Source organism: Cyanobium sp. T1B-Tous (assembly GCF_024345475.1).
GTDB lineage: Bacteria > Cyanobacteriota > Cyanobacteriia > PCC-6307 > Cyanobiaceae > Cyanobium_A.
In genome coordinates, this window is the sequence record NZ_JAGQBE010000049.1 from 1 (window position 1) to 21,062 (window position 21,062).

Consider the following 21,062-nt stretch of genomic DNA (forward strand, 5'->3'; position numbering starts at 1 on the left):
CAACCATTTCAAAATTCACCGGTCCGACGACCGGTCCCTGCGTTGCCGGAGCTGGACTGGCGGCATCGGCCCCGCGGGAAGCTTTGACCATCGTCACTCCGTTGGGATCGACGAGGGGGGAGCGCTTCAACTGGAGCTGGAAGGCATTAATCCGGGCAAAGGCCTGGGGATCGCGAGAGGAGCCCTTGAGGCGGTATCCGGATCCCTCCTCATTGGCCGCGGTGAGCTGGATCCCCTCCGGCACCCGGGTCTGCAGATCGCGCAACACCGCCGAGCCGGAGCGCACCGCAATCAGGCCCTTCACCAGATCGCCGTTGGCCTTGTCAATGCCCTGAAGCTTGGTTTTCGCAGCCGTGAGCTGGGTTTCAAACAATTGCACCTCCGCCTCCACCGTGCTGAGACGGTCAATCGCGGCGGTCACCATCATCGAGCGCAGGAACACCAAGGCCGTGACGCCCAGGGAGATCCCGATCAACGTGGCGCCGATCGCCACACCCTGAACCAGCCGCTGGCGCCCTTGAACGGAAACCCCAACGGGATCGGGAAGACTCAACTCCTCGCGTTTTTCGCGCAGGAGGTCGAACGGGGTGTTGCTTGGGGTGGAAGTCATTGGGCCAGCTCCAGGGTCGAGAGCCCCTGCAGGGCCAAGGAACCGAAGCCATCCCGATCGATCAACTCGGCTTCCAGGCCGAGGGCCTGCTCCAGCGACTCAAGATCCGGCAGCGGTTCGGCCAGCAACAACCGCAGGGAAGCCTGGGGGGCCAATTGGCTGCGATAAAACTCCAGACACCGCTGCAACGCTGGGATCAGCTCCGCCATGTCGCTGGGCAACATCCGCTCGAATTCAGGCACGCCCTGCCTCCAGATGATCAGGTTGGTCCGCTGATCCAAGGGTTGGAGCAACGCCACCAGGGTGTGGGCGGGGGTCGCCGCCAACTGCTCCTGGATGCCCCACATCTGACACACCTGGTGCGGCAGCAGATGCTGCAGGGTGCCACCCGCAATCGCGAACACCTCCACCCAGGCCTCGACAACCGAGCGCTCTGCCGCGACCACCAGGGAACTGGAGGGCCGGCCGGGTAGGGGCTGCACGTTCAGATAGGCCGCTTCGAGGGAGAAGGGCCAGCCCAGATCCGGGTTGAGTTCGCGCAGATCCTCCACCGAATCTCCCGGCTGCTGGTTGTCAGGCCAGTCCACAACGCGCCAATGGGAGGCCGAGCGCGGCAAGGACACCACCAGCTGGGCGTCGATTCCCCCATGCTCGAGGAGCAGATCGCCCAGAAAATCACCCACCGCATCCCGGAGGTACGGCATGCCATCGCGGCAGGTACGGGCCGGGATGGGGGCTGTCCAGATCGGACGGGGGTAACGAAGAGTCGGCTCTACGGCCTTACCACGCTTCACCGACTGTCCGATCACCACGTGATCGGACAGGTCGATCATCACCACCGTGGGGAACAGCTGGGCACGGAGGGGCCGCCATTTGTCCTGGATTCCCGCCAGTACCAAAGGTCTGATCCATTGCTTTAGGCAAACTTACCGAAGTTTCAGCGCCAGGCCAGTCCCGAGCCAACAGCTTCACCAAGGTGGGCTAATCCATGGCGGTCGAGTTGGCTGCCCAAGCCCTCGAGAATCCTGGGCACCAGGACCGGCCCCCCATAGATCCAGCCGGTGTACAGCTGCACCAGCGAGGCGCCGGCGGTGATCCGCTCCCAGGCGCTCTCCGCCGAGTCGACACCTCCCACCCCAACCAGGGGCAAGGCGGGACCGGCCGTGGCCCGCAAGCGCCGCAACACCTCAAGGGCCCGACAGCGCAGGGGGGCGCCACTGAGGCCGCCGGCCTCTTCCGCCAACGTGCGGCCGGTCTGGCTCAGGCGCCGCTGCTCCAGCCCGAAACGGTTGAGGCTGGTGTTCACGGCGATCACCCCCGCCAGCCCCTCCTCGTAGGCCATGCGGGCGATGGCATCGATGGCGTCGTCTTCCAGGTCGGGGGCGATCTTCACCAGCAGGGGCGGACAGGCGGGCAGGCGCCGCAGCCGCTCCACCAGGCGCCGCAGCAGGGTTTCCTCCTGCAGCTCCCGCAGGCCGGGGGTGTTCGGTGAGCTCACGTTGATCACGGCGTAGTCGGCCAGGGGGGCCAGCAGCTCCAGCGACGAGGCGTAGTCGTCGGGGGCCAGCTCCAGGGAGGTGATCTTCGATTTGCCGAGGTTGATGCCGAGCACGGCGGGGCGCCGGCCAGGGGCCGGCAGCTGCTGGCGCTCCAGGGTGCGGCGCAGGGCCTGGGCGCCGTCGTTGTTGAAGCCCATCCGGTTGAGGGCCGCCCGCTCCGCCGCCAGACGGAACAGGCGCGGCTTGGGATTGCCCGGCTGGCCGTGCCAGGTGACGGTGCCGAGTTCGGCAAAGCCAAAGCCAAACAGATGCCAGATCCCGGCCGCCACGCCGTTCTTGTCGAAGCCGGCCGCCAGGCCCACCGGATTGGGGAAGCGGCAGCCAAACAGGGTCTGCTCCAGCCGGGGATCGGGCCGCTGCAACTCGGCGGCCAGGCCGGCCAGGGCCCCACTCACCAGGGGCCAGCGGCGGCGCAGCGACGCCTGGGCCAGGGCCGTGAGGGTGAGCTGGCTGAGCTGCTCGGCATCGGCGCCGTCGTCCCGACTCAGCAGCGGACCCACCAGCCGCCCGTAGAGCGCCTCGGTGCTGGTTGCCGAGCCCGTCTCCGCCATCAACCGCCGCTCACTCCCGATCGCCCAATCCTCCCGCGTCCCGTTCCAAACGCCAGCGCCCCCCCTCGAGGGGCAGCACCTGCCAGTCGCGCCAGCGCCAGGGGCCGCTGCGCCGCTCCAGCTGCTGCAACGGCTGCTCCACCAGCTGGGCCAATTCCACCAGGCTGAGGCCGTAGCCCTGAACGGCCAGCCGATCGGCCAGCTCGAGGCGGCTCAACAGCTGCTGCAACGGAGCCGGGGCCACATCCGAGCCAGAACCAACCGGCTCCAAGGGCGGCACATCGGCCTCCATCCGGGCGGTGGCCACCACCTCGCCAGCCGCCATCGCCGGCATCTGGCCCCGGGAGAAGGCCACGGCGATCGCATCGCAACGGTCGTTGTCGGGATCGCCGCTGTGGCCCTTCACATGCACCAACGCCACCCCCGGCAGGCGGGCCTGATCCAGCTGCTCCCACAGATCCCGGTTGAGCACCGCCCCACCCGAGGCCGTGCGCCATCCCTTGCGCTTCCACCCCTGGATCCACTTGCTGAAGCCGTCGATCAGATAGCGGCTGTCCGTGCGGATCGCGAGCCCCGGGGCATGGGGCAGCTCCCTGAGGGCCTCCAACAGGGCCAGGGCCGCCGTCAGCTCCATGCGGTTGTTGGTGGTGGCGCGATCGGCCCCACCCAGTTCATGCACCGAGCCATCGTCGAAGCGCAGCAACGCCCCCCAGCCCCCGGGCCCCGGATTGCCACTGCAGGCGCCATCACAGGCCGCCGCCACCACTCTCACCGGCTCAGCCGCCACTGGACAACTCCCGAAAGCTCGCTAAAGAACACACCTGCCCGTTGTGCTCGCCCCAGCCATGGACCAGGCCGTGCGTCGAACCTACCTGGCCCTGGCGGGCGCCGGGCTGGCCCTGCTCACCCCCTGGGCCGGTGCCGCCAACCTGTTCGACAGCAGCCCCCTCGATGCCAGCCGCTTTGCGGTGCTGGCCCGGCCGGTGGGCCCCAGCGACTGGAACCTGCTGGTGCTGGAGCAGATCCAGGCCCAGCCCCTCTGCTGGGAGCAACGGCCTGACGGCCTGGTCGACCCGGCCCTCAATCGCTTCAACTTCACCGGCATCTGCAGCCGCTATCTAGATAGCAACGGCTATTCCCTGCGGATCGGGAACCAGGATCTGGCCAGCCGCTACCGGCTGCAACTGCGCCAGAGCGGCACCGAGCTGCGGCTGGAGGCGAGCACCCCCAGCAATCCCACGGTGCTGGTGGTGGGCAGGGCGCGCGTGCCCCTGCGGGACCGGGACGGCTTTGTGGCCTTGGCCCTCGAGCCGGGCTGGGACCTGCAGCGGCGGGTGTTCAACAGCCAGACCCTCAGCCACATCTACTTCGCCAACCCCAGCCCCCTGCCAGAGCTGCTGGCCAAGGCGGGCGGCAGCAGCCCCGTAGCCCTGCGGCCTCCGGTGGCCCCACCCAGCCTGCCGGGCCCAGCCCGGGCCGGTGGCAGCACCCTGGTGGCCCGGGGGCCGATCCGCCTGCCAGTGATTCCCTTCAGCGACTGAGCCAGCTGCCCAGAGTCCTCGTTGTCAGATAGAGAAAAAGAGAGAGAGGGGACAGTTGCCAGACAGGCTGAGCCGACCTCGTCCTCCCCAACCCAGGCCGTTAAGGTCACAGCGTGTGAGGAGTGGGAACGCTCTTCCGGGGTCGAAACGAGGACAGACTCCCAGAATCGTTCCAACTCAGAGCCCTGCCTTCGGCGGGGCTTTTTTATTGGCCCGGCGGGAACCAGGCAGGCGCCAGAGGCCAACACACGCCCAGCAAAAAGCCGGCCCCTTGGGGCCGGCTGCATTCAGGACAAGCACGGGCCCCAAGGGGCCCAGTGATCACTTGATGGTGACCTTGCCGCCGGCTTCTTCCACAGCCTTCTTGATGGTTTCGGCTTCGCCTTTGGCGATGCCTTCCTTGATGGCACAGGGAGCGCCTTCCACCAGGGCCTTGGCTTCGCCCAGGCCGAGGCCGGTGGCCTCGCGGACGGCCTTCAGCACCTTGATCTTGGCGGCGGCGTCAAAGCTGTCGAGCATGACGTCGAATTCGGTCTTCTCTTCAACGGCTTCGGCAGCAGCGGCGGGAGCTGCGGCCATCACCACGCCGGCGGAAGCGGCGGCAGACACGCCGAAAGCCTCTTCGATCTGCTTGACGAGCTCGGAAGCCTCAAGCAGGGAAAGGGTTTTCAGCGATTCGAGAATCTTGTCGGTAGTAGCGGACATGGTTGGGAATCAGCAACAGATCTGTTTGTGAACAGTCGGATCGAGGGAGCTCGAACTCGCGGAATGCGATCAGCCTTCGCCGGATTCGGCGTGCTGGTTGAGCGCCCGGGCAAGACCGGATGGAACCTCGTTGATGCCCACAGCCAGCTTGGTGGCCACGGCATTGATCGCACCGGCGATCTGGGCCATGAGCACCTCCTTGGAGGGCAGATCCCCGATGGCCTTGATTTCGGCTTGGGAGAGGAGCTGACCTTCGAAAAGGCCTCCTTTCACTTCCGACTTCTTCGTGTCCTTCTGGAAGGACTGAACGGCCTTCACCGCACCACCCACGTCGCCCTTGACGAGCACGAAGGCGTTGGTGCCGGTGAGCAGGGAATCGAGATTCGACCAGGCGCTATCGCCATCAATGGCCCGGCGCATCAAGGTGTTTTTGGTCACCTTGCACACACCGTTGCTGGCCTGCAGACGGGTCCGCAGATCAGACATCTCCTTGATGGTCAGGCCCTTGAAATCGAGGACCAGCGCCATTTCGGCCTCGCCGAGGAGCCCCTTGAGCTCTTCGACGATCTGTTGCTTGTTCTCCAGAGTGCGGCCCATAGGGAAGGAACGGATCAGGGGAACAAGCCGGGAACGCGGCCCGGGACGCCAAAGCTTCCCCGGATGGGAAAGGTTCAGCTCGAGGCCGCTGCCTGTTCTGCCACCTGTCCGGACGAATCCGATCTGGCGCCAAAGCTGTCGCGATCACCTCGGCAGGACTTACACAAGGTTGGCCGGCGAACCGGACAACACAGGCAACCTGCTGTCTGGGGTTGGGCGCGTGCCCTTCTGGCAAAAGCCAGCTCAAAAGACTACACGCCGAAGCGCCCCAAGAAGGTGCGCAGTCGCCCGCTCCGCGGCGCTGTGAACACCTGATCGGGGGAACCCTCCTCCTCCACCCGGCCCTCGTTGAGAAACAGCACCCGGTTGGACACCTCCCGGGCAAAGCGCATCTCATGGGTCACCACCACCATGGTCATGCCCGCCTCCGCCAGGCGCCGCAGCACGGCCAACACCTCTCCCACCAGCTCCGGATCGAGGGCGCTGGTGGGTTCGTCGAACAGCATCACGGCCGGATCCATGCACAGGGCGCGGGCGATCGCCACCCGCTGTTTCTGGCCACCCGAGAGCTGCTGGGGCCAGGCGTGGGCCCGATCCTCCAGGCCCACCAGGGCCAACTGCTGCCGCGCCCGCTGCCGGCAATCGGCCAGGGGCAAGCCGAGGATGCGGTGGGGCGCCAGGGTGAGGTTGTCCAGCACCGAGAGGTGGGGAAACAGGTTGAACTGCTGGAACACCATGCCCACCTGACGGCGCAGCAGCCGGCGCTCACCCCAGGGCAGGCGCCGGGCCGACAAATCCCGGCCCATCACCTCCAGGCTGCCCTGGTCAAACCGCTCCAGCCGGTTCAGACAGCGCAGCAGGGTGCTCTTGCCGCAGCCGGAAGGGCCGATCACGGACACCACATCGCCCTTGGCGAAGCTGGCACTGACGCCCTGCAGCACGGGCTGGTCTGCGAACCGCTTGTGCAGATTTCGACAGGCCAGCACGGGGGCGGCCCCTGAACTCACGATCATGGCGGGAGCACGACAGAGATCGGACGCCGTGAACCGCACCGTAGGGAGGAGGGGGACCCGGCTGCTGCTGGGACTGCTGGTGATGGTGGGACTGCTGCTGGCGTCCGGCACCGGCATTGGCCTGCGGCCCGCCCGGGCCAACACCCCCTGGCAGGTGGGCGTGGACCCCACCTACCCGCCCTTTGAAATGCAGGCGGCGGACACCGGCGAGCTCACGGGCCTGGATGTGGAGCTGATGCGGGAGATCGGCCGCCGCAGCGGCCACCCGATCCAGTTCGTGGCGCTGCCGTTTTCCGGCCTGATTCCAGCCCTGCAATCCCGCAATCTGGATGCGGCGGCCAGTGCCATGACGATCACGGCGGAACGGGCCCAGACGGTGGACTTCTCCCGGCCCTACTTCGCCGCCGGCCTGGCCATTGCCGTGCGCGATGGCAGCCCGGATCTGGTCTCCCTCGATGCCCTCAAGGGACGCAAGGTGGCCGTGCAGATCGGCTCCACCGGCGCCAAGGCCGTCCAGGCCGTACCCGGCGTCACGGTGGTGCAGTTCGACGCCGCCCCCCTGGCCCTGCAGGAACTGATCAACGGCAACGTGGAGGCCTATGTGAACGACCTGCCCGCCACCCTCTACGCCATCCGGGAAGCGAAGCTCCAAGGGGTGCGGATCGCGGGGAAACCCCTCACCGCCGACTTCTATGGCATCGCCCTGCCCAAGGGCTCACCCCTGGTGGCGGAGATCAACCGGGCCCTGGATTCCATGCTCGCCGATGGCTCCTACGACAGCCTCCATCGCCGCTGGTTCAACCAGCCGGCGCCGCCCCTGCCCCTGGTGGCCCCAGCCCTGGCCCAGGGGAGCGGTGAAGCCCAGCTCAACCCGCGGCGGCTGGGCTTGAACCTGCTCCGGGGGGCTGGCGTCACCCTGGCGCTGACCGTGCTCTCCTTCGGCTTCGGGCTGGTGGGAGCCTGCCTGCTGGCCTTCAGCCAGCTGGGGCGGGTGCGCATTCTGCGCTGGACCAGCCAGCTCTACATCGCCTTTTTCCGCGGCACCCCGATGCTGGTGCAGCTGTTCCTGATCTACTTCGGCCTACCCGCCCTGTGCCGCGACCTGGGCCTGCCCTTCAGCCTCGATCGCTTCGTGGCCGCCGTGCTGGCCCTGAGCCTGAACGGGGCGGCCTACATGGCCGAAACCCTCCGCGGCGGAATCGAGTCGATCGAAGCCAGCCAGTGGGATGCGGCCGATGCCCTGGCCATGAACCCCATCGAGCGGATGCGCTTCGTGATCTTCCCCCAGGCCCTGCGCCGGGTGCTGCCGCCCCTGGCCAATGAGGGCATCACCCTGATTAAGGACACCAGCCTGGCGGCGGTGATCGGCTTCGACGAACTGTTCCGCGAAGGCCAGTTGATGGTGGCTACCACCTACCGGGCCTTCGAGATCTACATCGCCGTCGCGATCGTGTACCTGGTGATGACCAGTACGGCCGCCGCGCTCTTCAGGGGGCTGGAGCGCCGGCTCAGCCCTCCTGCTTGATGTCCTGCAGGGCCGAGAAGTCGACTTCCACCGAAGGGCCCATGGTGGAGGTGACGTACAGGCTCCTCCAGTAGCGGCCCTTGGCGCCGCTGGGCTTGTTGCGGTCGATGGTCTCCTGCAGGGCCTTGAGGTTGTCGAGCAGTTTGGCCGCATCAAAGCTGGCCTTGCCGAAGCGCACGTGCACGATGCCGGTGCGGTCGGCGCGGAACTCGAGTTTGCCGGCCTTGAACTCGTTGATGGCGCCGGCCAGATCGGTGGTGACGGTGCCGGCCTTGGGGTTCGGCATCAGGCCCCGGGGACCGAGCACCCGGCCCAGCTTGGCCACCTTCGGCATCATGTCGGGCGTGGCGATCAGCAGGTCGAACTCCATCTCGCCCTTGGCGATCTGATCCACCAGGTCGTCGTCGCCGGCCAGATCGGCACCAGCGGCCTTGGCGGCGGCCACGGCCTCACCGCGGGCAATCACCGCAATGCGGATCGACTGGCCGGTGCCATGGGGCAGGGCCACGGTGGTGCGCAGCTGCTGGTCGGTGTACTTGGGATCGATGCCGAGGCGCACGTGGGCCTCGAGGGTTTCGTCGAACTTGGCATTGGCGTTGGCCTTGACCAGCTCAATGGCCTCCAGGGGCCCGTAGCTGCGGTCTTCGACCTTGGCGGTGAGAGCGGCGAAACGCTTGGAAATTTTCGGCATGGTGGGAATGGGGTACGGACGATTCAGGTCTGGGCTTGGTGGTCAGCCGATGGACTGACAGGGCTGCCTGGATCTCCCCCGGCTAAGGGTGGATGGATTCGGGACGGAGCGGGGCTCAGTCGTTGACGGCGACGCCCATGTTGCGGGCGGTGCCTTCAATGATGCGCATGGCCGATTCAATGCTGGTGCAGTTGAGATCGGGCAGCTTGGTCTTGGCGATCTCCTCGAGCTGGGCACGGTTGATGGCACCCACCGACCCCTTGGCAGAGGTGGCGGCACCCTTCTCAATGCCGGCGGCCTTGGAGATCAGCACGGAGGCGGGAGGGGTCTTGAGGATGAAGGTGAAGCTGCGGTCTTCAAAGACCGAGATCTCCACCGGAATCACAAAACCGGCCTTCTCCTGGGTGCGGGCGTTGTACTCCTTGCAGAACGCCATGATGTTGACGCCGTGCTGACCGAGGGCAGGGCCCACCGGCGGCGCGGGGTTCGCTTTGCCGGCATCGAGGGCCAGCTTGATTACGGCAACGACTTTCTTGGCCATCGTCTCGGGCTACTGGGGCAAAACTCCCAGAGGGAGTGTGGGCAAAGCTCCCGATGGGAGCGTGGGCGGTGCTGCGGATGACCTCCAGAGCTGGAGGTGTGCGAGAAGCGGCCGTCCTCCGCAGGGAGACGGCCGCTGAGAGGGCCGAGGCCTAACTCTGTTTGCTGATCTGGGAGAACTCGAGTTCCACCGGGGTTTCCCGGCCGAAGATCGAGAGCAGGGCCTTGAGCTTGTTGCGCTCTCCGGACACCTCGATCACCTCGCCCTGGAAATCCTTGAACGGACCCGCCGTGACCAGGATCTGGTCGCCTTCGGTGAGATCCACCTTGACGACTGCCTTCTTCTCGGCCGCCCGCTTGAAGATCCGGTCGACCTCCGAGCGGCTGAGGGGACGGGGCTTGATGTGACCCCGGGCCTTGGCCGTGGCCCGGCGCTCCTCGGCCCCCACGAAATTGATCACGTTGGGGGTGCTCCGCACCGCCATCATCGTGTCCTCATCGAGCACCATCCGCACCAGCACGTAGCCGGGGAACACCTTCTCCTCGGTGCTCTGGCGGGAGCCATCCTTCTTGAGCTTCACCCCGGGGGTCTGGGGGATCTCGATCTCCAGGATGCGGTTGTCCACGCCGAGGGTGACCGCCCGTTGCTCCAGGGTGGCCTTCACCTTCTTCTCACAGCTGGAGGCCACCTGCACCGCATACCAGCGGGCCACCTGCAGCTTTTCACCACCAGCCGGCTGCTCCAGCACCTGAGCGGTGGGCTCCAGGCTCGCCTCCAGCCCTTCGTCTGCGGACTCCAGGACGTCGAGAGAACGGTCGGTGGGGCTGTCGGTCAGGGGCTCAGACACGGGACTCACAACGGAAACGGAAAGCGGACTCAGCGGAAGACCTGGATGGCCGCCCAGCCATAGAAACGATCGATCGCGGCGATCGCCGCTGCCGAGAGACTCACCATCAAGATGACGGCCACCGATTCACTGAACAGCTGCTGGCGACTGGGCCAGACGACCTTGCGCAATTCCGCCAGGGTGGCGGCGGCAAAGCCCTCGGGCGGCAGCGGCGACTCCGGAGCCATGGCGGGCTCGGGGGTCACGGCGGACGGATCAGGATTGGGCGGATCGTTAGTCAGGGCGGATGGGGCGCGGAGTCGTCCGCACGGACCGGCAAACGACCACCCTACCCGAGGGGCACAAAGGTGAAGGGATTGCCCGCCTCCACCCGCACGCCCCGGGCACCCGCGAAGCGCTCCGCCAGCAGCTCCGTGGCCAGGGGATTCTCCAACTGACGGCGCAGCACCCGGCGCAGGGGCCGGGCCCCGTATTCGGGCTCATAGCCCTGCTCGGCCAGGGCCTGAACCACCGGCTCGGGCACCTCCAGGGCCAGATGCTGCTCAGCCAGCAACCGGGCCAGCTCCGCCAGCTGGAGCCGCACGATCCGCTGCAGATCGGCTGGCCCCAGGGGCCGGAAGCGGATCACCTCGTCGATCCGGTTGAGAAATTCGGGCCGGAACTGGGCCGACAGTGCCTGATCGACTTGCTGGGCCAGACGGGCCTCCTGCTCGCCGGCGAGGGCCGGATCCGCTCCGGCACGGGCGTTCTCCAGGATGGCCCGGCTGGCCAGGTTGCTGGTCATGATCACCACCGTGTGGCGGAAATCCACGGTGCGGCCCTGGGAATCGGTGAGGCGGCCGTCGTCGAGCACCTGCAGCAACAGGTTGAACACCTCCGGGTGGGCCTTCTCCACCTCATCCAGCAGCAGCACGGCGTAGGGCCGCCGCCGCACTGCCTCGGTGAGCTGGCCGCCCTCCTCGTAGCCCACGTAGCCGGGGGGCGCCCCCACCAGCCGGGCCACGGCGTTGCGCTCCATGAACTCGCTCATGTCGAGCCGCACCAGGGCATCGTCTTCATCGAAGAGGGACGCCGCCAGGGCCTTGGCCAGCTCGGTCTTGCCCACACCGGTGGGGCCCAGGAACAGGAAGGAGCCCACTGGCCGCGTGGGGGACTGCATGCCCGCCCGGGCCCGCCGGATCGCCGCGGCCACCGCCGCCACCGCCTCCGGCTGGCCGATCACCCGCTCGCCCAGGCGAGCTTCTAGCTCCAGCAGCTTCTGCCGCTCTCCGGCCAGCAGTCGCTGCACGGGGATGCCGGTCCAGCGGGCCACCACATCGGCAATATCTCCCTCCTCCACCTGCTCCCGCAGGATCGTTTCCCCCTGCAATTCCGCCTCGAGGGTCTCGCGGCGCTGCTGCAGGCCATTGAGCTGGTCATGCTGCAGCCGGGCCGCCTCCTCGTAGTCGCCCTGGCGTTCGGCCTCCCCGATCGCATGGCGCAGGTCTTCGTCCTGCTGCAGCAGATCGCGCAGTTCCGCCAGCCGCTCCCGCTCGGCCTGCCAGCGCTGCTGCACCTCCTGCAGCGCCTCGGTGGCCCGGCGGCGCTGGTCCTGCCACTGCACCCGCTCCTCCAGGGGAGCGGCCTCCGCCGAGAGCAGGGCCAGCTCCACCCGGCGCAGCTCGGCTTCGGCCGCCTCCACCAACTGGGGCTTGGAGGTGACCTCCATGCGCAGCTGGGCGGCGGCCTCATCCACCAGATCAATCGCCGAATCGGGCAGGCAGCGATCGGTGATGTAGCGATCCGCCAACCGCGCCGCCGCCACCAGCGCCTGATCGGTGATCGCCACGCCGTGGTGCAGCTCGTAGCGCTCCTTGAGACCCCGCAGGATCTCCACGCTCGTGTCGAGCCCGGGCTCCTTGATCAGCACCTGCTGGAAGCGCCGATCGAGGGCCGGGTCCTTTTCGATGCTGCGGCGGTACTCCTCCGGAGTGGTGGCGCCGATGCAGCGCAGGTAGCCCTGGGCCAGGGCCGGTTTGAGCACGCTGCCGGCATCGGCATTGGAGCGGTCGTTGCTCACCACGGTGTGCAACTCATCGATGAACAGCACCACCCCGGCCGCGCCAGGCACCCCATCGGCATCGCGCACCTCCTTGAGCACGGACCGCAGCCGCTCCTCGAATTGGCCGCGGAACTTGGCGCCGGCGATCAGGGCCCCGAGATCGAGCGCCACCAGCCGCAGGCCCTGCAGCGAGTCGGGCACCTCACCGGTGACGATCCGCTGGGCCAGCAACTCAGCCACAGCGGTTTTACCGACGCCGGGCTCGCCGATCAGCACCGGGTTGTTCTTGCTGCGGCGCGAGAGCACCTGGATCAGGCGGCGCATCTCCAGGTCGCGACCGATCACCGGGTCGAGCTCGCCGGCCCGGGCCGCCGCGGTGAGGTCGCGGCCATAGCGCTCCAGGGCGCTGGGCTCGGGAGGCTCCTGCTCCAGGCGCAGCTCGGAGCTGGCTGCTGGCGGCGGGGAGGGCGACGGGGGTGAGGGCAGGGACGCCGCTGGGCTGGCCGTGTCAATCCAGGCATCCGACAGCCCTGCTGAAGCTGGGAGAACGGCGGGGGGAGAGGCGGGGACGACGGGGGCCTGGAGCGGCAGGGTGGAGGTGGCTGGGCCAACCGCGGCACCCGGCCGGAACTGGCGCAGCAGCAGGTCTTCACTCAGTCCCTCTCCCCCCAGCAGCGCGGCACCGATGCGGGGGTCCCGCACCAGGGCCATCAGCAGATGGGACACATCCAGCAGGGGGGATCCCCAGGCGGCCCGGCAGCGCTCGGCGTCCTCCAGCAGGTCTTCGAGGGCATCGCCGATGTAGAGCGCGTCGCCGCTGCTGCCGGGCTGGTCGACACAGAAGCTCTCGAGCCGATCCAACAGGCGATCGGGATCCAAGGGCAGGGGATCCAGCCAGGAAGCGAAGCGCCGCTCCAGCAGCAGGGTCTGCAGGAGATGTTCCACATCCATGGCGCCATGGCGCCAGCGGCGGGCCGTGTCCTGGGTGGCCAGGAGCAGGTCCCAGGCGTCATCGCTGAAGCGATCGGGTTCGCTGGTGAGGCTGGGGGGCACGGGATCGGCGCGCATGGGCTTGGTGGGGTCAGCCGCGGGAGGAGAGCTGGATCAGTTCCACCTTGTAGCCATCGGGATCCTCCACGAAGGCGATCACCGTGTTGCCGTGCTTCATCGGGCCCGGTTCGCGCACGACCTTGCCGCCCTTGACACGGATCGCCTCGCACACCGCCTGGATGTCATCCACCCCCAGGGCGATGTGGCCGTAACCGCTGCCGAGGTCGTAGGCACCGGTGTCCCAGTTGTGGGTGAGCTCCAACACGGTGGTGTCACTCTCCTCGCCGTAGCCCACAAAGGCCAGGGTGAACCGGCCCGAGGGGTAGTCCTTGCGGCGCAGCAGGCGCATGCCCAGCACCTCCGTATAAAAGGTGAGGGAGCGCTCCAGATCCCCCACCCGGAGCATGGTGTGCAGCAGGCGCATCAACGAAACCGGTGGGCCGGCAACCAGGACTCAACCCCCCCATTGTGGCGAGCAAGCCCCGGGGCGGTACCCGTTGGCACAAAAGGGGTGGAGGGGGTGACCCATAGGATCAGCCCAAGTCAGCAACAGGCGCGCCGACGTGATCGACTCCCTCGACCTTGTGATCGACACCGTGGTGGCACGGGAGGTGCTCGATTCCCGCGGCACCCCCACGGTGGAAGCCGAAGTGCTGCTCGAGGGTGGTGCCAGCGGTCGGGCGATCGTGCCCAGCGGCGCCAGCACGGGCGCCCATGAGGCCCACGAGCTGCGCGACGGCGGCAGCCGTTACTTCGGCAAGGGCGTGACCCAGGCCGTCAACAACATCGAAGAGCGGATCGCCCCGGCCCTCTGTGGCCTCAGCGCCCTGGACCAGAGCGCCGTCGACGGCGCCATGGCGGAGCTGGACGGCAGCGACAACAAATCGAGCCTCGGCGCCAACGCCGTGCTGGCGGTGAGCCTGGCCACCGCCCGGGCCGCCGCCAATGGCGTGGGTCTGCCCCTCTACCGCTACCTCGGGGGGCCCCTGGCCAACCTGCTGCCGGTGCCGTTGATGAACGTGATCAACGGCGGCGCCCATGCCTCCAACAACATGGACTTCCAGGAGTTCATGCTGGTGCCCCACGGCGCGGGCAGCTTCCGCGAAGCCCTGCGCATGGGGGCCGAGGTGTTCCACACCCTCAAGGGGCTGCTCAGCAGCCAGGGCCTCTCCACCGCGGTGGGCGATGAGGGCGGCTTTGCCCCCAACCTGGCCAGCAACGACGCCGCCGGCGAGCTGCTGATCCAGGCCATCGAAAAGGCCGGCTACCGCCCCGGCGACCAGATCTCCCTGGCCCTGGATGTGGCCAGCACGGAATTTTTCAAGGACGGCCGCTACAGCTTCGGCGGTGGCAGCTACAGCAGCGCCGAGATGGTGGATCAGCTGGCCCAGCTGGCGAGCCGCTTCCCGATCGTGTCGATCGAGGACGGCGTCGCTGAAGACGACTGGGAGGGCTGGGCCCTGCTCACCGAGCGCCTCGGCAAAACGGTGCAGCTGGTGGGCGACGACCTGTTCGTGACCAACACCAGCCGCCTGCAGCGGGGCATCGACCTAGGCGTGGCCAACTCGATCCTGATCAAGGTGAACCAGATCGGCTCGCTCACCGAAACCCTGCAGGCCATCGATCTGGCCGGCCGCGCCGGCTACACCAGCGTGATCAGCCACCGCTCCGGCGAAACCGAAGACACCACGATCGCCGACCTGGCGGTGGCTACCCGAGCCGGCCAGATCAAGACCGGTTCCCTCAGCCGCTCCGATCGGGTGGCCAAGTACAACCAACTGCTGCGCATCGAAGACGAACTGGGGAGCCAGGCGATCTACGCGGGCGCCGAAGACCGCGGCCCCCGCGGCAAGGCCTGAGCAAGGCTGACGCGGACGCCAACCACCATCCGGCCAAGATCTAAGAACGCTTAGAATTTGCTCATTGAAACGGGCAACTGATGGGGTTGATGAGCTGCTGGGCCAACTCACCCCTCAGACCCGCCGTCAACGCCTGGGCCCTTGGCTGATCCGAGCCCCGAGCACCGGCAAGGAGCCGGTCCCAAGCCCAGCCAGGCATGGCAGCTTTCAGGCCTTTTGGCGGCCATCGGCATGGTCGCCACCGTTGGGGCAACCGTGTTCACCTACAAGCTGCTGCACGAGCCCCTGGAGATGGTCGGAGCCTTCGAGGTGAGCCATCTGGCCTCCTCGCAATGCACCGCCATCGCCCGTACCCTCACGGCCCTGTCGCTCGCCCGCAGCGATGGGATGGGCGGGAAACCCGACGGGAAGCGCACGGACCCCAATCCCAACGCCACCATCGGCGTGATCACCCTGGGCAGCGGGCGCCTGGAGAGCCACCACACCACCAGCCTGTCCAGGCATGACACCGAGCAGATCCTGCGCCGCTTGCCCCTGGATCCCAGCCGCGATCCGCAGGCCCAGTCGGTGCGCAGCACTCTCGATGACGCCTCCAGCGGCCTGAAGGCCGACCTGGCCCAGCACCACTGCAACGAACTGGACTATGGGCTCGAGCCCCTGGCGGTACGGGCCTACCCGATCCAGGGGAAGCCCAGTGGCTGGATGGCCTTCGTTTACGGCCCTTGGACCGTGCGGGGCGAGCGCAAGGCATCGTTCGCCCTGGTGAATCTGTCCACCAGCATGGTGGCGATCAGCGGGCACGATCAACACCCAACCCTGCCGCAGCTCTTCCCGAGTGAAGAGGGTGGCGGGGACTTGCGTGTGGACATGCGGGTCAATCCGGCCGGCGTGCTGAAGGACCAGGCGAGCCTGCACCAGGCCCTGCCCAAGCTGGACCTCGAACAGGAAGATGAGAAATTGGAGGAGCTGAGGATCATCCCCTTCGCCAACCAGCTGGTCAGCACCCAGCTGAGCATCGATCACAGCACCCTCAATTGGATGTCCTGGAGGGCGGCCGGCCTGGTCTTCGCGTTGGGCTTGCTGGGGACGGCCATCGTGGTGATGGTGAGTCGCCGCGCGGAGATCCGCCTGCACCGGCTCAATGGGGCCCTGCTGCGAGAAAGCCGCACCGACGGCCTCACCCGCATCGCCAACCGCCGGGCCTGGGATGAAGCCCTCAACCTCGAGGAAAGCCGACGCCAGCGCCATGGGTACCACTACGGGCTGGTGGTGATTGATCTGAACGGGTTCAAACAGATCAACGACGAGCAGGGCCACCAGATGGGCGATGAGGTGCTGCAGATCGCCGCCAGCCAAATGGCTGCCCAACTGCGCAGCAGCGACCTGCTGGCCCGGGTGGGGGGCGATGAATTCGCCCTGTTGATCGTCAACCCGAGTGCAAAGGGCCTGGAAGACTTCGTCGAACGGCTGCGTCAGGCGCTTCGCCACAGCGGGGTTGATGCGTCGATCGGGGCCGCCCTCAGCGAAGAGCGCACCACCCTGGAGCAGACCTGGGCGAAGGCGGACGAGGCGATGTACGCGGTCAAATCAAGCAGCCGTCCAGCGGCGTCGGACCCAACCCGCCTGGCCTGAGGCTCAGGACTTCCCCACCCCAGGCAACTGATCGATACGGCCCTCGCGCTTGAGACGGCCCTGCAGCTTCAGCCAGCTCAGGCCCACCGGCAGACCCGCCACCAGCGGAATGGCCACCAGGGCCGGGCGAGCGCCCGCGGCCAGCAGGGCGGCGGCGACGGCCAATCCGGCCAGCAGCATGGACTGGCCAGCGGCCTGCTGGGCCAGGGCCAGACGGCGCAGCAGACGATCGGTTTCGCCGGCACGGATCTGCACCTGCAGGTCGCCCTGTTCAATGCGGGCCAGGCTGTCGTCGAGGCGCTTGGGGATGCCCAGGGCGCGGCTCCCCACCTCGGCGGCCTGCCGGGAAATCTCATTGAAGAGCTCGTTGCCAAACCGGTCGCCGCCGCCTGAACCGCTTGAAGTCATCAGAGGGAGCAGGTAAGGACGGGCAATCGCCACCAAGCTAAAGCCGCTATCCAGGCTGCGGCCGACCCCCTCGAAGGTGGAGAGGGCCCGCATCACGAAAATGAGTTCGGGGGGCAGGCGGAAGGGCTGGCCGTAGACCAGGTCGTAGAGATCCCCCGACAGTCGCTCGAGCACGTTGGCGGAGAAGGGAGGCGTGAGGGCCTCCTCCAACATCAGGCGCACCAGGCGGCGCACCGGGCCGGGATCGACCCCGGGGGCGATCACCCCGGCCTGCTGCAGCTCCTCCACCAGGCCGGCCGCATCGCGACTGGCGGCGGCGCGCACCATGCTGCCGAGGCGGCCCCGCAGGCGACTCGAGAGCTGCCCCATCATGCCGAAGTCGTAGTAGATGAGGGCCCCATCGGCAGCCACGGCCAGGTTGCCGGGGTGGGGATCGGCATGGAAAAAGCCGAAGCGCACCAGCTGCTGCAGATAGCTGGCCGCCCCCTTCTCCGCCACCGCAGAAGGCACAATCCCGGCCTCCAGCAAGGCTTGGCGGTCGGTGATCTTGATCCCGGGAACGTAATCCAGGCACAGCACCCGACGGGTGCTCAGCTCCCAGATCACCGCCGGGATGCGGATCCCCGGATCGTCGAGAAACTGCTGGCGGAAGCGGGCCGCATGCTCCGCCTCAAGACGGAAGTCGAGCTCCCGCAGCAACACCCGCCGGCACTCCTGGGCGATGCCGATCCAGTCGCGGCCGCGGCCCCAGCGGGGGTGGCGCTGCACGGCGCCAGCTACCTGCTGCAGCACCTCCAGATCGAGCCGGAAGGTGCGCTCCAGCCCCGGGCGTTGCACCTTGAGCACCACCTGGCGGCCGCTGCGCAGGCTGGCGCGATGCACCTGGGCCAGGCTGGCAGACCCCAGGGGTTCGGCTTCCAGGTCGATGATTTCAGAGCAGCGCTCCCCGAGCTCCTGCTCCAACAGGTCCTGCACCACGGTGAACGGAAAGGCGGGCACCCGGTCCTGCAGGGTGGCCAGCTCCTCCACCAGCTCGGCCGGCAACACATCGGGCCGGGCGGAGAGCAACTGGCCGAGCTTGATGAAGGCCGATCCCAGGGCCAGGAATTCCTGGGTGAGCCAGCGGGCGCGCCGGCGCTGACGCCGCCGTTGCCGTTCGGGGGAGACGCCACCGGGATAGGTCCAGGCCTGGCCGTCCCACCACAGCCCCAGCACCAGGGCCAGGGCCAACCACCAGATGCGCAGGGGCCGCAGGATCACGAAGGTTGGTCCAGGCGTCGGGCCATCGCCGCCACCTTGGCGCGCAGGGCATCGATCTGATCCTGGGGATCCTGACTCGCCCCATCGGGCGAATCGGGAGCGTGGGGATCGGTCGTGAGCCCCTGGCCGTCCCGTTCGATCCGCTCGGCCTCCGCCTCGACCTCATCCCAGAACAGCTGCAGCTCCTGACGCAGCCGTTCGGGGGCGTCCTGGGCCAGCAGGGCCAACGTGGCGGCCCCATCCACCAGGCCACTGCCCAATCGGGCCCCAAGACGCTGCAGAGCAGCCTGCAGCAGCGATTGCGGCGCACTCATCGCGGGCCGACCTCCGGGGAGCCCTGGGGCTGATCCGCGCCAGGCAACTGGGGGGGCGGCGGGGCCTCCGCCCTGGGGGCTGGGGGCTGGGGCCGCGGCTCCGGTGGCGGCTCCGGATCGCCCGGCAGATCCGAAGCCGCCTCCAGCTCATCGCGGGCGCGCTCAGCTTCTGCCTCAGCCGTGGGGCGGGCCTGCGGCTTGGCGGCCGGCTGGTCGGCGTTGGTCTGCCGCTCGAGCTCCAGCAGATCCAGGCTGCCCCGCACCTCCTGGCTGTCGGCGCCAAATCGCAGCCGCAGGCTCTCCAACGACGTACCCGGGAAAGGACGCACCTCAAAGCCCTGACCGAGCCGCACCAACGAGGGCAACTGGAGGGCCAGCAACCGGTGGGTGAGGCCATAGCCAAGGCCGAAGCAGACACCGGCCAGCAGCGGCACCTGCCAGCGGGGCCGGGGGCGAGGGGGCGTGGAGGCCGAAGCGGGGGCTTGCACCATCTCCCCAGTCTGGCCTGTGCCCGCCTACGTCGTGTAATCGGCGTTGATGCGGACGTACTGATCCGAGAGGTCGCAACCCCAGGCCAGGCCGCCGCCCGGCCCGTCGCCCAGCCGCAGGCGGATCTGCACCGTGTCGTCCTGCAGGTAGGCCCCGGCGGCACGCTGGCGCATGTACTGGGACGCGGCGGCACGGTCAAAGGCCAGGGGCTGGCCCGCCGCCATCAGCTGGTGCTCCCCCAGCCACAGGGCCACGGCCTCGGGATCGAAGGGCACCCCGGCGCGACCCGCCGCCGCCACGATCCGGCCCCAGTTGGGATCGCGGCCGTGCACGGCGCACTTCACCAGCGACGAGCCGCAGACAGTGCGGGCGATGGCGCGGGCGCCGGCGTCATCCGCCGCCCCCTCCACCCGCACCTCGAGCAGGCAGGTGGCGCCCTCACCATCGCGGGCGATTGCCTTGGCCAGGTGTTGCGACACCGCCGTCAGGCCGGCCTCCAGGGCGTCATAGAACTCGGGGCTCAAGGGCTCCCCGGCTGCAAACGCCAGGTACGTGTCGTTGGTGCTGGTGTCGCCGTCCACCGTGATCGCATTGAAGGAGCGGTCCACCGCCCGCTTCACCATCGCCTGCCAGATCTCCGCCGGCACGCCGGCATCGCAGCTGAGGGTGCCGAGCATCGTGGCCATGTTGGGGTGGATCATTCCCGACCCCTTGGCCATGCCGCCGAGGCGCACCGTGCGGCCGCCCAGCTCGGCCTCGAGGGCGATCTGCTTGTCCACCAGGTCGGTGGTGAGGATCGCCCGGGCCGCCGCCGCCCCCCCCTCGGAGCTGAGGGCCTCAGCCAGGGGATCGAGGCCCGCCAGCAGCGTGTCCATGGGAATCGGCACGCCGATCACCCCGGTAGAGCAGATCAGCACCTCCTCGGATGCCAGCCCCAGGCGATCGGCCAGGGCCTGGGTGGCCCGCAGGCTGTCGATCAGGCCCCGATCGCCCGTGCAGGCATTCGCCTGGCCCGAATTGGTGAGCACCGCCCGGGCGTGGCCACCGCTGGCCACCAGCCGCTCGGCGCAGAGATCCACACAGGCCGCCCGCACCAGGGAGGTGGTGAAGGTGCCGGCACACACGGCGCCCTCCGGGGCCAGCAGCAGGGACAGATCGGGATTGCCGGAGGCCTTTAGGCCCGCCGTGATTCCCGCCGCCAGGAAGCCGTGAGGGGCGGTGATGCCACCGGAAATCGGGTGCCAGGGATGGGTCACGGTGGGCGGAGAGCTCAAGCCATCCTCACCCTGCAGCCGAATCGACGCGGCAGGGGCATCCTGGGAACCGAACGGCAGCCCTGCGGCAGGAGTGCGCCATGGACATCGGCCAGCGGATCCGGGGTGAATTCGTTGACGTCATCGACTGGAGCGAGGACGGCAGCGACACCCTGGTGTGGCGCTTCCCACGCCAGGGCAACGCCATCAAGTGGGGGGCCCAGCTGATCGTGCGCGAGGGCCAGCAGGCGGTGTTCGTGAACGAAGGCCGCATCGCCGATGCCTTCGGACCGGGGCGCTACCGGCTCGAAACCCGCAACCTGCCGGTGCTCACCAGCCTGCTGGCCCTGCCCACGGCCCTGGAGAGCCCCTTCAAGGCCGAGGTGCTGTTCGTGGCCACCCGCCAGTTCACCGACCGCAAGTGGGGCACCCGCCACCCGCTGATCCTGCGGGACCCGGAGCTGGGGCCCATCCGGCTGCGGGGATTCGGCAGCTACAGCCTGCGGGTGGCGGACCCGATCCAGCTGATCCGCGAGCTGAGTGGCAGCAATCCCCACTTCGCCGTGGAGCAGATCA

22 protein-coding genes are annotated in these 21,062 nt (G+C 68.2%); 5 read left to right on the plus strand and 17 right to left on the minus strand.

From position 1 onward, the window contains the following. The 4 genes from KBY71_RS11065 to KBY71_RS11080 form a co-directional block, all read right to left on the minus strand. On the minus strand, positions 1 to 610 hold a 610-nt coding region (locus KBY71_RS11065; RefSeq protein ID WP_254928962.1), incomplete at its 3' end, for a PilN domain-containing protein. After that, on the minus strand, positions 607 to 1,314 hold the full coding sequence (locus KBY71_RS11070) for a hypothetical protein (RefSeq protein ID WP_254928963.1): 708 nt from the start codon (positions 1,312 to 1,314) through the stop codon (positions 607 to 609). The genes KBY71_RS11065 and KBY71_RS11070, both read right to left, overlap by 4 nt. A gap of 233 nt (positions 1,315 to 1,547) precedes the next feature. Next, positions 1,548 to 2,720, minus strand: coding sequence for a quinone-dependent dihydroorotate dehydrogenase (locus KBY71_RS11075; RefSeq protein WP_254928964.1), 1,173 nt, complete (start codon positions 2,718 to 2,720; stop codon positions 1,548 to 1,550). A 10-nt stretch (positions 2,721 to 2,730) separates the two neighbouring features. After that, positions 2,731 to 3,486 (minus strand): ribonuclease H, encoded by a 756-nt coding sequence (locus KBY71_RS11080; protein ID WP_396095335.1) that lies wholly within the window; start codon positions 3,484 to 3,486, stop codon positions 2,731 to 2,733. Positions 3,487 to 3,550: 64 nt separating this feature from the next. On the opposite strand from KBY71_RS11080, the gene KBY71_RS11085 reads away from it, so the two are divergent. Further along, entirely contained in the window at positions 3,551 to 4,261 is a 711-nt protein-coding gene (locus tag KBY71_RS11085) for a DUF3747 domain-containing protein (protein WP_254928966.1), read from the plus strand. A 321-nt stretch (positions 4,262 to 4,582) separates the two neighbouring features. Here the strand turns inward: KBY71_RS11085 and rplL are convergent, their stop codons facing one another. The 3 genes from rplL to KBY71_RS11100 form a co-directional block, all read right to left on the minus strand. After that, positions 4,583 to 4,966, minus strand: coding sequence for a 50S ribosomal protein L7/L12 (gene rplL / locus KBY71_RS11090; RefSeq protein ID WP_190390371.1), 384 nt, complete (start codon positions 4,964 to 4,966; stop codon positions 4,583 to 4,585). A gap of 69 nt (positions 4,967 to 5,035) precedes the next feature. Continuing rightward, positions 5,036 to 5,563 carry a 50S ribosomal protein L10 gene (gene rplJ, locus KBY71_RS11095; RefSeq protein WP_254928967.1) on the minus strand — a complete coding sequence of 176 codons (528 nt, stop codon included), beginning with the start codon at positions 5,561 to 5,563 and terminating at the stop codon, positions 5,036 to 5,038. 251 nt (positions 5,564 to 5,814) lie between these two features. Next, positions 5,815 to 6,576 carry an amino acid ABC transporter ATP-binding protein gene (locus tag KBY71_RS11100; protein ID WP_254928968.1) on the minus strand — a complete coding sequence of 254 codons (762 nt, stop codon included), beginning with the start codon at positions 6,574 to 6,576 and terminating at the stop codon, positions 5,815 to 5,817. Between the two features lie 28 nt (positions 6,577 to 6,604). Between KBY71_RS11100 and KBY71_RS11105 the strand changes: the two genes are divergently transcribed. Next, on the plus strand, positions 6,605 to 8,101 hold the full coding sequence (locus KBY71_RS11105; RefSeq protein ID WP_254928969.1) for an ABC transporter permease subunit: 1,497 nt from the start codon (positions 6,605 to 6,607) through the stop codon (positions 8,099 to 8,101). Here KBY71_RS11105 and rplA read toward each other — a convergent pair. The 6 genes from rplA to gloA form a co-directional block, all read right to left on the minus strand. Continuing rightward, positions 8,085 to 8,792, minus strand: coding sequence for a 50S ribosomal protein L1 (rplA, locus tag KBY71_RS11110; protein WP_254928970.1), 708 nt, complete (start codon positions 8,790 to 8,792; stop codon positions 8,085 to 8,087). The two genes, KBY71_RS11105 and rplA, sit on opposite strands and share 17 nt — an antisense overlap. A gap of 115 nt (positions 8,793 to 8,907) precedes the next feature. Beyond that, complete coding sequence (rplK, locus tag KBY71_RS11115; protein WP_254928971.1) at positions 8,908 to 9,333, minus strand: 50S ribosomal protein L11; 426 nt, start codon at positions 9,331 to 9,333, stop codon at positions 8,908 to 8,910. Between the two features lie 151 nt (positions 9,334 to 9,484). Then, positions 9,485 to 10,180: a transcription termination/antitermination protein NusG gene (nusG, locus tag KBY71_RS11120; RefSeq protein ID WP_396095339.1), complete on the minus strand. Its 696-nt coding sequence runs from the start codon at positions 10,178 to 10,180 to the stop codon at positions 9,485 to 9,487. Between the two features lie 29 nt (positions 10,181 to 10,209). Then, positions 10,210 to 10,407, minus strand: coding sequence for a preprotein translocase subunit SecE (secE, locus tag KBY71_RS11125; protein WP_254928982.1), 198 nt, complete (start codon positions 10,405 to 10,407; stop codon positions 10,210 to 10,212). A 101-nt stretch (positions 10,408 to 10,508) separates the two neighbouring features. Next, positions 10,509 to 13,289 carry an ATP-dependent Clp protease ATP-binding subunit gene (locus KBY71_RS11130; RefSeq protein ID WP_254928972.1) on the minus strand — a complete coding sequence of 927 codons (2,781 nt, stop codon included), beginning with the start codon at positions 13,287 to 13,289 and terminating at the stop codon, positions 10,509 to 10,511. A 13-nt stretch (positions 13,290 to 13,302) separates the two neighbouring features. Then, positions 13,303 to 13,695, minus strand: coding sequence for a lactoylglutathione lyase (gene gloA / locus KBY71_RS11135; protein ID WP_254928973.1), 393 nt, complete (start codon positions 13,693 to 13,695; stop codon positions 13,303 to 13,305). A 139-nt stretch (positions 13,696 to 13,834) separates the two neighbouring features. Here gloA and eno point away from each other — a divergent pair, with 139 nt between their 5' ends. Together eno and KBY71_RS11145 are read left to right on the plus strand one after the other, a co-directional pair. After that, positions 13,835 to 15,130 carry a phosphopyruvate hydratase gene (gene eno, locus KBY71_RS11140; protein ID WP_254928974.1) on the plus strand — a complete coding sequence of 432 codons (1,296 nt, stop codon included), beginning with the start codon at positions 13,835 to 13,837 and terminating at the stop codon, positions 15,128 to 15,130. 231 nt (positions 15,131 to 15,361) lie between these two features. Continuing rightward, positions 15,362 to 16,762, plus strand: a complete 1,401-nt coding sequence (locus KBY71_RS11145) for a GGDEF domain-containing protein (RefSeq protein WP_254928975.1) — start codon at positions 15,362 to 15,364, stop codon at positions 16,760 to 16,762. A 3-nt stretch (positions 16,763 to 16,765) separates the two neighbouring features. Here the strand turns inward: KBY71_RS11145 and KBY71_RS11150 are convergent, their stop codons facing one another. The 4 genes from KBY71_RS11150 to argJ are packed head-to-tail and all read right to left on the minus strand — an operon-like array spanning position 16,766 to position 20,489. Next, complete coding sequence (locus KBY71_RS11150; RefSeq protein WP_254928976.1) at positions 16,766 to 18,430, minus strand: AarF/ABC1/UbiB kinase family protein; 1,665 nt, start codon at positions 18,428 to 18,430, stop codon at positions 16,766 to 16,768. Next, entirely contained in the window at positions 18,427 to 18,744 is a 318-nt protein-coding gene (locus KBY71_RS11155; RefSeq protein WP_254928977.1) for a hypothetical protein, read from the minus strand. The genes KBY71_RS11150 and KBY71_RS11155 overlap by 4 nt, the downstream gene beginning before the upstream one ends. After that, a complete protein-coding gene (locus KBY71_RS11160) occupies positions 18,741 to 19,235 on the minus strand; it encodes a hypothetical protein (RefSeq protein ID WP_254928978.1) in 495 nt (164 codons plus the stop codon). Before KBY71_RS11160 ends, KBY71_RS11155 begins: the two co-directional genes overlap by 4 nt. A gap of 24 nt (positions 19,236 to 19,259) precedes the next feature. Then, positions 19,260 to 20,489, minus strand: coding sequence for a bifunctional glutamate N-acetyltransferase/amino-acid acetyltransferase ArgJ (gene argJ / locus KBY71_RS11165; RefSeq protein ID WP_254928979.1), 1,230 nt, complete (start codon positions 20,487 to 20,489; stop codon positions 19,260 to 19,262). A 98-nt stretch (positions 20,490 to 20,587) separates the two neighbouring features. Between argJ and KBY71_RS11170 the strand changes: the two genes are divergently transcribed. Continuing rightward, a partial coding sequence (locus KBY71_RS11170; protein ID WP_254928980.1) for an SPFH domain-containing protein occupies positions 20,588 to 21,062 on the plus strand: 475 nt, incomplete at its 3' end.